This is a genomic window from Methanospirillum sp., from assembly GCF_035560735.1.
Lineage (GTDB): Archaea > Halobacteriota > Methanomicrobia > Methanomicrobiales > Methanospirillaceae > Methanospirillum.
In genome coordinates, this window is the sequence record NZ_DATMYY010000408.1 from 1 (window position 1) to 13,822 (window position 13,822).

11 protein-coding genes are annotated in these 13,822 nt (G+C 45.7%); 10 read left to right on the top strand and 1 reads right to left on the bottom strand.

The window, feature by feature from the left end; genetic code table 11:
* The first annotated feature begins 97 nt into the window (after nt 1-97).
* Nucleotides 98-565, top strand: coding sequence for a VOC family protein (locus VN429_RS12145; protein WP_325633719.1), 468 nt, complete (start codon nt 98-100; stop codon nt 563-565).
* Nucleotides 566-610: 45 nt separating this feature from the next.
* Nucleotides 611-1,132: a zinc ribbon domain-containing protein gene (locus tag VN429_RS12150; RefSeq protein ID WP_325633707.1), complete on the top strand. Its 522-nt coding sequence runs from the start codon at nt 611-613 to the stop codon at nt 1,130-1,132.
* A gap of 267 nt (nt 1,133-1,399) precedes the next feature.
* Here VN429_RS12150 and VN429_RS12155 read toward each other — a convergent pair whose 3' ends face one another.
* Nucleotides 1,400-2,617 (bottom strand): FprA family A-type flavoprotein, encoded by a 1,218-nt coding sequence (locus VN429_RS12155; RefSeq protein WP_325633709.1) that lies wholly within the window; start codon nt 2,615-2,617, stop codon nt 1,400-1,402.
* A 40-nt stretch (nt 2,618-2,657) separates the two neighbouring features.
* Between VN429_RS12155 and VN429_RS12160 the strand changes: the two genes are divergently transcribed.
* The 8 genes from VN429_RS12160 (at nt 2,658) to VN429_RS12195 (ending at nt 13,776) form a co-directional block, all read left to right on the top strand.
* Nucleotides 2,658-3,551: a transcriptional factor MsvR gene (locus VN429_RS12160; protein ID WP_325633711.1), complete on the top strand. Its 894-nt coding sequence runs from the start codon at nt 2,658-2,660 to the stop codon at nt 3,549-3,551.
* Nucleotides 3,552-3,620: 69 nt separating this feature from the next.
* Nucleotides 3,621-5,135 carry a phosphoenolpyruvate carboxylase gene (ppcA, locus tag VN429_RS12165; RefSeq protein WP_325633712.1) on the top strand — a complete coding sequence of 505 codons (1,515 nt, stop codon included), beginning with the start codon at nt 3,621-3,623 and terminating at the stop codon, nt 5,133-5,135.
* 101 nt (nt 5,136-5,236) lie between these two features.
* The gene (locus tag VN429_RS12170) at nt 5,237-6,121 is read left to right on the top strand and encodes a DUF1616 domain-containing protein (RefSeq protein ID WP_325633713.1); all 885 of its coding nucleotides are present in this window, start codon (nt 5,237-5,239) and stop codon (nt 6,119-6,121) included.
* Nucleotides 6,118-7,932, top strand: coding sequence for an ArnT family glycosyltransferase (locus VN429_RS12175; RefSeq protein WP_325633714.1), 1,815 nt, complete (start codon nt 6,118-6,120; stop codon nt 7,930-7,932). Before VN429_RS12170 ends, VN429_RS12175 begins: the two co-directional genes overlap by 4 nt.
* A gap of 151 nt (nt 7,933-8,083) precedes the next feature.
* Entirely contained in the window at nt 8,084-8,893 is an 810-nt protein-coding gene (locus VN429_RS12180; protein WP_325633715.1) for a PP2C family protein-serine/threonine phosphatase, read from the top strand.
* Nucleotides 8,890-12,306: a protein kinase domain-containing protein gene (locus tag VN429_RS12185; RefSeq protein ID WP_325633716.1), complete on the top strand. Its 3,417-nt coding sequence runs from the start codon at nt 8,890-8,892 to the stop codon at nt 12,304-12,306. Before VN429_RS12180 ends, VN429_RS12185 begins: the two co-directional genes overlap by 4 nt.
* 163 nt (nt 12,307-12,469) lie before the next feature.
* A complete protein-coding gene (locus VN429_RS12190; RefSeq protein ID WP_325633717.1) occupies nt 12,470-12,970 on the top strand; it encodes an FHA domain-containing protein in 501 nt (166 codons plus the stop codon).
* Nucleotides 12,967-13,776: a 4Fe-4S binding protein gene (locus VN429_RS12195; RefSeq protein WP_325633718.1), complete on the top strand. Its 810-nt coding sequence runs from the start codon at nt 12,967-12,969 to the stop codon at nt 13,774-13,776. The genes VN429_RS12190 and VN429_RS12195 overlap by 4 nt, the downstream gene beginning before the upstream one ends.
* Nucleotides 13,777-13,822 lie beyond the last annotated feature (46 nt).

Sequence of the window (13,822 nt, forward strand, 5' to 3'; positions counted from 1 at the left end):
TATCAAATCTATTTATACCATACTGGAAAACTCTCTGCAGGAACTGGATCTAAAACCTGGTTCATAGAGAGGAATAATTGTGATCAAGTACCAATCAGTGGTTTTAATCTGCAAGGATATGCATATCAGCCGCACATTTTATCAGGAACTCTTTGATCTAACCATAGAACTTGAGATCGAGGGACTAACAACCTTCGTTGGAGGAATATCACTCTGGGACCGGGCGTTTGCATCAGGACTCCTGTACAAAGGAGCAGAGATCTCAGAGCCACCAGAGAGGCCGGCTCAGGAGATCTACTTTAATACCGATGAGATCGATGCCTTCTTCAACAGGATAACCAGCAAAGGAGTAAGACTTCTCCACCCGATCGAGAAGACTCCCTGGCAGCAGAGGACTGTGCGATTCTTTGATCCTGACGATTATCTGATCGAGGTTGGGGAGTCCATGGAAGAGGTGATCAGAAGAATTGCACGGGAAGGGCACACACCTGAAGAGGTTGCTGACCTGACCTTTATGCCGATTGAGATCATCAGGGCAGCTCTGACCCAGGAATTGTCACAGTAAAACCATTGCGAAGAAAATTTCACTATTAAAAACCCAGACGATACTATGAGCACAATAAACGGAGTCTGCCAGAGCTGTGGAATGCCACTTATGTCACCCGCAGATCAAGGCACTGAATCAGACGGAACGCCATCAATACAGTATTGTACCTATTGCTACCAGAATGGAAAATTTACTGATCCAACCGCAACAGTTGAACAAATGGCTGAAAAAGCGGGGGAAGTCATCTCAAAGATGTACGAAATGCCCCTTGATAGGGCAAAAGAACTCAGCAGAATGCAGATTCAGAATCTGGTTCGCTGGAGTGGGAGAGTAATCCCATCCTGCGAGAGCTGCGGAATGCCACTTATTTCAGACCACGATGCAGGGACTGAAAAGGATGAAACCCCAAGCACCAAGTATTGTACCTATTGTTATCAGAATGGGGCATTTACTGAACCTGATCTTACCCATGAGACCATGATCCAGAAGTACGCCGCAATTTTTGCCAGCCAGTATGGCATGCCTGTCCATAAGGCAGAGCAGATGGTGAGCCAGTTCACCAGTAGTCTGCCCAGATGGAGATAACCAAAACCTAACATTTTGGAATCAAACATCTAACATCAATTTATGGAGAATCCTATTTTCCTGTAACTTTCTGTAAATATCAGATCCTTAAAAAATGTCAAATCAGTTTAGTCAATCACTGTAATGACAAAGAAATAATAAAAGAACCCAGAGGGGTGACCTCCCGGGAAGTCCGGGAGGCCTGAAACTTGAGTGTGCGATCAGGTGGCTTATCGGGGGGTTATTTGGACATGGAAATCCGTGTTTGAATCGGAGGAAATTGGGTAATTAGGAAGTGACCTTCTTTGCAATATCCTTACCTGCCGCAAAGGCTTTTTCAAGTTCGCTCTCATCAGGCACATAGAGAACTTCCATGCCCTCAACAACAGTAAACCCTGCGGTCTTGAGTTCTTCTGCAACCATCTTAATGGCTCCACCTTTTCCTCCCATTGAACCGAAAGTCAGGGCAAGCCGCTCACCAGTACGGTTGAAGCGCAGACCCTTGAGATAGTAAAGCAGATCACCAATACTCGGATATGGCATATCATTGATCGTTGGGATACCGACCATGATCGCTTTAGATTCAAGGATGTGCTTGACGATCTCTGAACGTTCATCTTCATGGAGGTTGAAGACCTTGACATCGCATCCTCCTGCCATGGCACCCTCTGCTAGAGCATGACCAAGCATCTTAGTTGATCCGTGCATCGTGTCGTAAATGACGGTTACCTTGTTCTTCATCCCGGTACCGGTTGCCCATCCGACATAAGCATTGATGATCTTTGAGGGGTCTGTCCAGATCTGGCCGTGTGACGGGGCAATCATTTTCACCTTGCTGAGCAGGTCAAGATTGGTCAGTTCAGTTGCCTTCTTGAGGAAGAGCGGAGTTAGTGGAACGATGAGATTTGCATAGAACTTCTGGGCTGCATCCATCAGGATGTACTCAGGGATATCGGTGTCAAGCCGGTTTGCAAAGCAGAGGTGCTGACCAAATGCATCGTTCGGGAAGAGGATTCCATTTTCGGCATAGAGCGTAAACATGGAATCAGGCCAGTGAAGGAGGGGTGCTTCAACAAACGCCAGGGTTTTGCCACCGATGTCAAGGGTTTCACCAGTTTTAACGTTCTTATATGTTGCATCCTTGAGTGCGGGATAGTGGCGAATCAGCCCTTCCTCACAGACTTGAGTGCAGTAGATTGGTGCATTCGGGAAGCGTTTGTGTACCTCTACCACTCCACCTGAGTGATCCTTCTCTACATGGTTCTGTACGATGATATCAATCTTGAGTTCTTTTCCTTCGCGAGCACAGGCGTCAGCGATTCGTCCCCACATCTGTGCGGTCTGGCCGGGATAGACATTATCAATAAGGACAGTCTTCTCACCAAAGAGGAGGTAACAGTTGTACGAAGTTCCGTCCAGTGTGTATCCGTGGTAAGTTCTCAGATCCCAGTCAAGGGTTCCAACCCAGTATACGCCATCAGCGATCTTGTATGCTTCTGCTTTCATGTCGTTCTCTCCATTCGTATTACTGCGAACATTCTATTGCATGCGAACGAGTATAAAGGTTGTGATCAAATCTGTGTATGTGAACCAGGCAGGAGCCATTGAAGATCATGAAAGGGATGGCGAGGTCACCCTCTTCTCAACAAAGACAAGTGTTATTGCAATAGACAGTCTGATCAAGCGCCGGATTTTAAAGATCATTGCTGAAGGCGAGATCTCATTTGATGAGATCGTCTCGCTGACCGGTAAGGCAAAATCCACAATATCTGTCCACCTTAGGGACCTGGAAACTACAGGCCTCATCTCTTCAAGGCCTGATCCGGTAGACCATCGTAAAAGGCTCATTTCGATGAATTCAGAACCAATCGGACAACTGACTAATGCGGACAGGAAAACTGCACAGAAACATATCCATGAAGAAGAGGGAACGCTTCCTTTTACTGAAGGAGACATCGCATCCTTCTTCAGTTACACGCTCCGCGTTTTCAGGACCGAGGCGATGAACCTTGGTATGAACATCGATCCAATCCTGAAGAGGTCTGGTCTTCGAATCGGGAGGGCTCTTGCCCCTCTTGTTGCTGATGAGACACTTGCCGGAAAAGTTTCAAAAATGAGCGCTTTCTGGCAGTTATACGGCCTTGGAACGATCACTCTTGTCTCAGAACACCCGCTTATTCTCCGGGTAGAGGGCTGCTTTGAATGCCAGGACCTCCCAATTACCGGACATGGCTCTTGTGCATTTGATATTGGTGTACTCTCATCTTTGTTTTCAGAGGAGTTTATGCAAAACCCACAAGTTGTTGAAGTCGAATGCTATTCAACAGGTTTTGATCACTGTACGTTTATCATTACCAGCGGAGATCATCCTGAGTTCAACAAGGTTGCCTTGACTAATGGGGAAGTGTTATTACCCGTGAAGGAAAATATTAGTCAATAATATTCAGATTAAGTTCTGTTTCTTTTTTCTGATTGTCAGTGTCTTTTGATCGTTTATTGGGGGCTTGTTATGAAAAACAAACTTACATCCACAACATGCGCAACCAGTAATAATCCAACTAATCTGACTAATTCAATCCCGCGGACGATGAGTACGCAGCATCCTGATAATGTCACCACCCCGTTCTTTGCAGCTAACCCTGAACTGAGCGGCGAGGACGAGGTCAGAGAGGCGTTTTACATCTTTTCGCATCTTGGCTGCCGTGAACAGATGTGGGACTGTGAAGGTAAGGAAGTTGACAACTTTGTTGTCAAGAAACTTCTCTCACGCTACCCTGAGTACTTTAGAAAAAACCAACTCGGAAAAGAGAGGTTGCTCACCTTGAGGGTTCCAAACCCTGAGTTCGAACGTGCAGAAGCAAAGATCCTGCTTGAGACACTTGGATCAATTCCGCGATCCTACGACATCGCATCCCTCTTCTACGGAGATGAAACACCTCCGATCTTTGAGGTCATCCTCCCGATGACGACATCCTACTCATCGATCGACAATATCTACCAGTATTACTGTGATTTCGTTGTCGGGCAACAGCACCAGCGGCTTGGAGGGCGGGACAGTACGATTGCAGACTGGATTGGATCGTTTCACCCAGATCGAATCAATGTTATCCCGCTCTTTGAAGACAGGGACGGGATGCTCAATGCGGCCACAATCGTGAGACGGTATATGCAGGATAAAAACCTGCCATACCAACGGGTCTTTCTCGCACGCTCAGATCCTGCTGTAAACTATGGGCAGATCGGAGCGATCCTGCTCAACAAGATAGCACTCTGGAAACTATCTTCACTCTCTGAAGAGACCGGAGTTCCTATCTGTCCGATCATCGGTGCAGGATCTGCCCCATTCAGAGGGAACTTAAGACCTGATACAGTGGATCGCGTTGTAAAAGAGTACCCGGGAACATACACGTTCACCATCCAGTCTGCATTTAAGTATGATTATCCGCTCAATGAGGCTGCAGAAGGGATCAGGCTCCTTGAAGAGCGGGATATCAAGCCAGCTGTGTTCATTGATGAGGAAGAGTCGCTCAACCTTCTGGATCGATACTCTGCCGAGTACCAGAAGCAGATCATCGCTCTCGCCCCGATGATAAACCGGATAGCAGGACATATCCCAGGAAGACGGAAGAGAAAACTGCATATCGGGCTCTTTGGGTATTCACGAAGCATGGGGGAGGTATCACTACCACGTGCCATCACTGTAACTGCTGCTCTGTATTCGATCGGAATACCACCAGAGATCCTTGGAATGAATGCTCTGACACCTGATGATATTGAATTTTTAAAGAAGACATATGTAAATTTTGAGGCTGATCTATCTGATGCAGTTAGGTACCTGAACCCTGAATCAAAATTCATTCCAGATGGAGTGATTCAGGCAGTAAAAGAGATCATCCCGATACAGCCTGATCCAGAACACCAGGATATCTCATCCAGGATTGAGAAAGGGCTTTCTGCATGCCAGATGGAGAGTTTCACGGATCTCATTTTACAGGCAGGACATATCAGAAAGTTCCTCGGATAGGACTTTCTTTATCTTCTCTTTTCCTGACATGCACTTAAACAACTTCCAACCTGGCACAACTCTTTATTTTAAACCATTTTCAAGCACACATAATAGAGAAGATGAATAATAAGGGAACGTTCAGAACTGATTCACTCTTCAGAATTCCTGAACTCATCCTGCTCTCGGGCCTGATATTGTGTATCTTGGGTTTACTTGGAATTATTATCCCGTATCTTGGCCTTGCCGCTTCAATTGCGGGAATATTCTGTGGATTCTGGCTCTCAGGATATGCGGTAATGACAGTACTCTTCCCATTCAAAGCATCTGGTGAGCGGATCGTAACTATTATCGGAAGTCTGCTCAGTAGCATCACATTTCTGACTGTTGGTGCATTAGTCTGTGAATTTATTGGAAAACAGGCTTTTTCTTATCTGCCAGATCCCAGTGTTACTCCTTTCTTTACTTCAATAATTCTGTTATACACAACAGTTTTAGTTTTGATAGCCCTTATCGTGGGGTACTCACGATTTGACAGGATCACAATATCAGAATATATCAGCGAGGCAGGTAGTGAATTACACAGATATGTTCCTGCCGTTTTTGCAGGACTCCTGATGGTGCTTCTTTTTATTGGTGCAGTATTATGGATATTATCTGCTGCACAGCCTGCAGAGAAAACCGAACTCTGGCTACTCAATATGAATCATACAGCAGGAGATTATCCAACATCAGTACATGAAGGAGAAGGTCTCACCAGTATTATCGGAATTCACAACCAGGAGAAAACTACCGGGTTTATTCTTGAAACCAAAATTCAGAGCGATACAATAAGTTCAAGACCGGTTAACCTCGACAAAGGGGAGATAACAGAGTTCCCGGTCATCATCAATAATCTCCCTGGATCCCGTGGTGATACAGTGAGGATCACATACAATCTCTTTCCCGAAGATGGCCTGAATACGAAACCCTTCCGGAGTGTATCAGAGAGTATCAGAATACTATGAACGACAGAACATACCTATTCCTGTGTTCAGTAAGTTGTGCTGTAGCTGCATGTATCCTGCTTTTGTCAAGAATTTATCCCTCACTCGCCCCACTATCACTGATATGCTTCGGGATTGCTGTCTTCTCCTGTATCAGCAGTCAGCGACCGGGATTAAGCCTGGTTATAATCGCTGCGACCACCGCCCTCATCCTTTCATTCAGGTTTCCCTATCTCACATGGGGAGATCCATGGCAGGATTATGAATCTGTACTGGAAGTACTTATCCAGGGATCGACAGCAGCAGCCGGATACCGTCTTCAACAACCGGTTTTCCCAGTAGTAGTGTCTGCATTATCAGGGTTTTTATCGATTTCCCCGATGACAGTACAAAAGATAGCAATACCGCTCATCGGATCGCTCTCGGTTTCAATCCTTTACTTTATGGGGCGTGAATACATTGATCGAAAGACTTCATTAACCGCATCTCTCATATATCTCGCAAGTATCCCTTACCTGCACTGGGCATCACAGGGGGTCAGGGAAACACTTGCAATACCCTTCTTCCTTCTCTCAATTTACTTTGCACACCGGGCTGTGAGAACCGGAAGAGTATCAGACATCCTGCTTTCAATGACCGTGATAACAGGGCTCGTCCTTGCCCATCATCAGTCTGCATTTATGTTCTGTGTGATATTTCCGGTAATGACCCTTGCAGAGATATATCTCTTCAAATCTGACACCAGAATCAGAAAAGAAGCAGGTATCATCTGTTTAATTATAGGATTTGCCCTCTCCCTCATGCTTGTTTGGTGGAAATTCAGACTCACCTTCATTTATGTATCTTTCGTTAACGATATCAACAAAATTTCACCACTTCATACTATACCAGCAATAATTCAGGTAATAGGAATATTTCTGATCTTTGTATGTGTTGCAGTTCTTCCGTTTTTCTATCCGGGAGTAACCAGACCTCTCCGATGCCTGATGCATTGGTTATCAAGGAAAGTCTGGCTCCTTCAGATTGGAGGATTCTGCCTAGCTATCGGAGGAATGATACTACTAGTCACATCACTTGCCGGGTATTCATTTATTGCAGTCAGATACCCGGCTCCCATGATCAGTGCAGGGGTTCTAATATTGCTTCTGATTCTGACGGGCCTTCCTGATTTTCTTACACCCAAGCGATTCCCGCTTCTTCTCTTTGCTGTTGTCCCATTAGTATTGTTGGCACTCGGCCTGACCAGAGCATTACCAGGAATTGAACTTTTATGGAACAGTCAGATAGATCCCCTCAGATTTTTAGGATATCTCTGGCCTCCACTTGCCCTTGCAGCAGGTGCCGGAATTATCAGAATTTTTAAAACTGATAAGAGATGGAAAGCAGCAACTGTCATCCTGTTTCTCTTCCTGCTTGCCACAACCTTCCCTTCAGTTGTTCTCATGGGAACCCCATTCGAGAAAGGAACAATCTGGTATGACAACCGAAGTTTTGTAATATCACATCCAGATTCAGAAATTCAGGCTATCGGGTGGTTTAAAGGAGAGAAGACAAATGGAACACTGACTTCAGACAGGTACACATTCTCTGCTGCACGTTGGCTCAACACCCAGGGGAGTTCTGTAAAAGAGCCAATTGAGCGACCATCCCCTGATTCATTATATGACTACTGGCTTGTTACCTCACGAATGAGTACGTATGCGAATTTTGTTGAATGGATAACCCAGGAGCCATACCCGGTAACAACCAGGGAGCGGGAAAGTCTGGATCAGAATTCAGTCAGATTATATGACAATGGTGATGCTGTATTATACAGAAACACTGGCTCCTGATATGAGGGGCTATAAGGCTGCGATCCCTGAATTGCAGATCCGATTCTTTGATACCTTTAAACCCTTACCATACAATACGTCAATCAGTACAAACTGACTACTCCATACTGAAAGATACGGGAGTGTCACCGATCCGGAGCCGGGAATATTGATGACGGACCGATGTAGTAAAACTGAATCATATCACAAGATCGATCTCTCTTTTTTTACTCATAACGGAGGGTTGAGGGCAAACAATGAGGACAGCCTCCTTGTTGACGATTTAGTGATATCAGACAGATCCATGGAAAAGCCACTCTCTCATCAGATGACCGGGAGAGAGATCATCTGCTGTGTTGCTGATGGGATTGGCGGATCTGAGAAAGGGGAGGTTGCCAGCAATCTTGTCCTTTCTGCTCTCCGAAACCAGGAAGCCGGGATAAAGGATGAGGAGTCACTCGGATCTGCCATTGCTGAAGGAAAGGAGTTACTGGAAAAGTATGTACTTGACAACCCGGATGCAGCAAATTTAGGGTGTACTCTTGCCGGGATATCTATCTTTGGTGATTCAGCGATTGTATTCAACGCCGGAGACTGCAGGGTGTATCGGATAAATGGCAGCTTTTTTGAACAAATTACCAGGGATCATTCGATAGTACAGGCTCTCTTCGAGGAAGGGATCATTAAAGAGGATGAGATGAGATCCCATCCAAGGAGAAACGTAGTCACCTCGTCGGTGTCGGGTGACGGAAACCCCAACTCAGTCAAACTCTTTTTTACAAAAATTCCGATCAGGGTGTCTGATGTCTTTTTTATCTGTTGTGATGGTATATGGGGATGCTTTTCACACGATGAACTCGAACTTATATACCAGCGGTTTAAAGGATATGAATTCTGTGAAAAACTCCTGGGCGCTGCAATAGCGAGAAAGGCATCAGATAATATTTCTGCAATTCTCATCCAGATTTCATCAGGTGTATGACCCCGCCTCTAGACGATCCACCAACTATCAGAGAGGGAGTGAACCCTGATATCAGGAAAGGTAAGGCCGTCTCCAGGGATATTGCAGAGTATGCCGAGCCAGAGCCTATCAGCGGAGAATTCAGGGGATACCGCCTTATAAGGCAATTTCCTGCTGCAGGCGGGGAGGCCGACATCTGGCTCATCCATAAGGATACCGGATATGGAGTTCTAAAACATTACCGACTCGGTATAGAGCCAAAACGTGATGTTCTTGATAAAGTGGCAGCAATATCGCATAAGAATCCCCGTCACCTGGTCCGGATCCATTCATTCGGATTTGATGAGGCCACTAACCGGTGGTATGAGATCCAGGAGTATGCAGGAAATGGATCGCTAAAGGATCTTATCAGGAACCAGAATATCGGGATGAGTCAGTTTAGGAGCATTATCGGAGAGATTTTAGAGGGTCTTGAATCACTTCACCAGTCAGGAATTCTCCATCTTGATCTCAAACCATCAAACATCCTGATACGAAGCTTGCGACCACTGAACCTAATCCTCATCGATTTCGGAATATCAACGCTTCTGCAGGATGAGTTTTCCAGACAGGTAACAAGTACAAAAGGAACCCCGATGTACTGGGCACCTGAACAATTGGGCAATATTGTCGGAAAGGAGGCTGATTACTGGGCTCTGGGGGTGATAGCACTGGAGATCTTCACGCACCGGCACCCCTTTGACGGGATGAACCATAATGTCATCCTTGCTACCCTCTCAACACGGGGGATCCAGATCCCACCTGACATTCATCCAAAGACTGCAAACCTGCTAAAAGGACTTCTGACAAGAAACCCACGCAGGAGATGGGGATACAGAGAGGTTTCAGCATGGCTTGCAGGCAGGCAGAACATCCCTGTCTTTTATGAGGTTGAATTCTCTTCAGGGAGCAGAAAAAGTCTGTATGAATTCAGGGGTGAACAATACAACAGCCTGGAGGATCTCTCATATGCATTGATCTCAGATCCTGAATCCTGGGATGATGCAAAGCGGCATATCGGAAGAGGATATCTGAACCAGTGGCTTGAAAAAACAGAACAGTACGACAAGGCTGTTGAAATAGAGAAACTTGGCGAGCAGTATCCTGACGAGGATGAACGGCTTATCTTCCTTGTTGCACGGTACAACCCGTCTATTCAGTTTGCATTTCTCGGAAAACCACTCGATGTCTCAAGTATTGCCGGTTACCTTGACAGGTACATGAGGCACTTGAACGACGAGCGTGAGAAGAGAATCATCTCGATGCTCTTTTCAGGTAAACTTAATCAGATTTACCAGACTTTTTTAGAGATCTCCGGAGTTCATGATGAGACATCGCAGATCTCGCGGATGTTTGCATGGCTCGCATCAAATCCCAGGGGAACCGATGAGAAAAAGCAACTCTATGATTTCCTTAGTGTTCTCAAAGAACGTGAGGAACTCGGCAGTCTTGAAGAGTGGGATACAAAGGCTGTTCTCCGTCTTGCCGAGATACGGAATCTCTTCTTAAATCATGGATACGATGATGATTCAATCAGGGTCCGGGAGGAGCTAAAAACAGCATGCAAACATGCTCTTCAGTCAGATTCCTGCGAACCTGATCTTCTTGTAGCGCTAGCATCAGCAGCAGAGGAGGTAGAACTCTTTGAGTTTGTTTCTCCGTGCCTGAAGAAGGCAGCAGCCACAGATATCAGGGTGATCAGTCTCCTCTTCAGCAAAAAGAAAGGAATGATCAGGTTCAAACTCTACAAGCGGATGAGGATGGAGTACGAGAAAAACCTCTACTCCCTCTCTTCTGATCCCTGGAGGGAGACACCAGGATTCTGGCAGAGCCAGTTCTTTAGTCTAAAAGGAGATAAGGTTCTGCCCCTGGCAATATCGGTAGCTGAACGACTAATTGAGACAGATAATTTTCGCATTCAGGGATTTGTCATGCGGGGCTGCGCCCTTGCGCAAATAGGGCGGGTAAAGGAGGCGGAGTTCTTTTTTTCGCATCCAGATCTCCTATCATCACAGGACCCCGAAGTCTGGCAGATTCTTGGCACATGTCATGCCAGGGCGAGACGGACAGAAGAAGCAAGACAGGCTTTTTTGAAAGGGTTGTCATTCGAAAAAGATCACCAGGGACTCCGCAACGCACTGATAAAACTTTCAGGTTCACAGAAGAACCACACCCTTGTTCTTGAATCCTGCGAGGAAGCACTGGGTAGAGACCCTGATAACCCGGAATTACTTCTTAAAAAGGCTGATACCCTCTTTGCAATCGGTAATATCGGGGAAGCGACGATTGCATACGAACAGTACATCAGAATATGTCCGAAAAATAACGGAGCCAGGATATCTCTTGCACGCTGCCAGATAAAACTCAAAATGAATAGTGAGGCAGAAGAGGTCATAAAACCCCTATTAGAATCAGAAATCGCTGATCCACAGGCATATCGCCTCAAGGCCTATCTCCTCCTTATAACAGGGAAGGTCAGAGATGCTATTAAGTATCTTGACCTGGCTCTTGAAAGTGAGCCCGAAGATGAATGGACTATCAAAATAAAGGCCGATGCACATCTCGCGATAAAGGAGTTCGGTCCTGCCCTACGTTCCATTAGTAAAATTCTGGAGAAGGATCCTCAAAACTTCCTCTTTCTTGAGAAGCAGGGCAAGATTTTCCTTTCGCTCGGGTTTTTTACTCCTGCATTGGAATCACTTAAAAGTGCAGTGAATGGCGGCAGAAATACCATTGAACTCTGTATTCAGTATGGCGATGCACTGAGACGGGCAGGTGATGATCGATATGGATCGCCGAAAGATGTACATGAAATCACCGGACATTCGCTGAAATGGAGAGTCAGTTCTCTCTACCTTGATCTCTGGGATATGGATAGAGTTGTTCCCGGGCAGATTGAACGGTATATGGAGGCAGCAGAATGGTATGAACGGGCACTCACCATTGGAGGAGAAGAGTCTGTTATCATGAACAGGAAAGGAATCATCGCTGCCCTGCTTGGGAATTATGAAGAAGCTATCACAGCTTTCAGAACGGCAGCCGATGCAAAGAAGATGCAACCTGCATACCGGACAAACCTGGCTGCTCTATATGTCCTGAAGGGTGAGATAGAAAGGGGATCAGGAATATTTCTCCAGGGGATGAGCAAATTCTCTAAGGTTGCCCAATTCCTGGATCAGTGTGCAGGAATGTACTTTCAATATATCGGAGATGATGAAACCGCACTCGACCTCTGTTCTCAGGCTGTAAAAGCAAATACCGCAAGAGACCCTAATATCCTGTACCATCAATACCAGGCACTCTCCAGGATGAACCAGACAGAACGAGCAGGTAATGTTCGTATGATGATTCATCGGATCAATCCCTGGTTCAGGATACCAGGTTCTGATTCCTGATTATAAAGCATTCGCGACGGATTAGCCTGATGCATGACAACACAATGCTCAATACTGATGAGATGAAGTATTACATACCAAAACATATGTCTGATGGCACTATCTGCTCCTCTCACCAGAAAGGTACATAAAAATAAAAATTTTCGCATTATTTGGCACAGATATGACACTGAAGAAGATTTGTGATGTATGCGGGATGGCCAACCCACCTACCGAGATAATATGCCAGAGATGCTTCACTGATCTCACCAAAAAACGGCCAGTTGCAGGAAATTTCCCTACAAATCCCGGGAATTCAGTACCAGGACGACATTCGCACATCGTATTCATGGGAAAACCTCAATTTGATCAGGATAAAACAATCAGAGAGGTTGCCCCTCTTCTGCTTGTGATGTCACCAGGGCAGATCATCACAATCCATCATGGCGATACAATAGGACGTGAAGCAATTGGGGGCAGAATATTAAACCAATTCAGTGCAGTCTCCCGCAATCATGCATCATTTAAATACACAAATGGTAAATGGCTGGTAAAAGATGAAAACTCCACAAATGGGACATATATCAACGGAACAAAACTTCTCCCTGAAAAATGGTATGAGATTATGATAAATGATACCCTCTCGGTCTCATCAGGTTGTAACTTCACGGTCCAGTTCGGATGAATCTTAACCTTAAAGAGATTGTTTCCTCATTTTGCGCAGAGAATAATATCCCTATGGTCGGATATGCTGCATTCAGCAGGTGGGAGCAGCCACTCTTTGAACCATGGATTCCGGCTGATTTCTATCCCCATCATATTCTTCCGAAGACCCAGAGTGTCATTGTGATGGGGCTGCCGGTTGCCCTTCCGGTACTTGAGACCTCTCCTTCAATATGGTATCACGAACTGTATAAAACTGTCAACTCCCTACTCGATCAGTATACAGTTCAGCTGGCATCCATTCTTACTCGTGCTGGTTTTCCATCTGTTTTCGTTCCGAGAGACGGATACGGAAGTATAGAGGTGCTGCTGAAGAATCCTGTTGCATTTTTCTCCCACCGGCATGCTGCAATTCTTGCGGGCCTTGGCAGATTCGGGGTGAACAACATGGTACTCACGAGAGAGTTCGGACCGAGAGTTAGGTTTGGATCTATCTTTACAACCGCAATGATTCCATCTGATCCTCTTGTTGAAGATGAACTCTGTATACACTGCAACAAGTGTGTCAACTTTTGTCCAGCACATGCACTTGAAGAAGGAGACTATCCCCTGGTTCTCACAAACAAACCGGCCTGTACTGCACAGAGTGCATCTCTCAATAAGAGGCATATCTCACCATGCGGAATCTGTATCAAAGTATGCCCTGTCGGAGAGGACCGAAGAGTGTTCCACCGGGAGAATACCGGGATCTATGAACAAGGGGAGTTCATATCAGGATCAGAACTTCTCCAGGGTTGGGATCATGTCAGAAGGTATGGAGGCGGATAAGGATATGATTATAATCCTACTATTTAGCCATACGGCTAAATTAAAT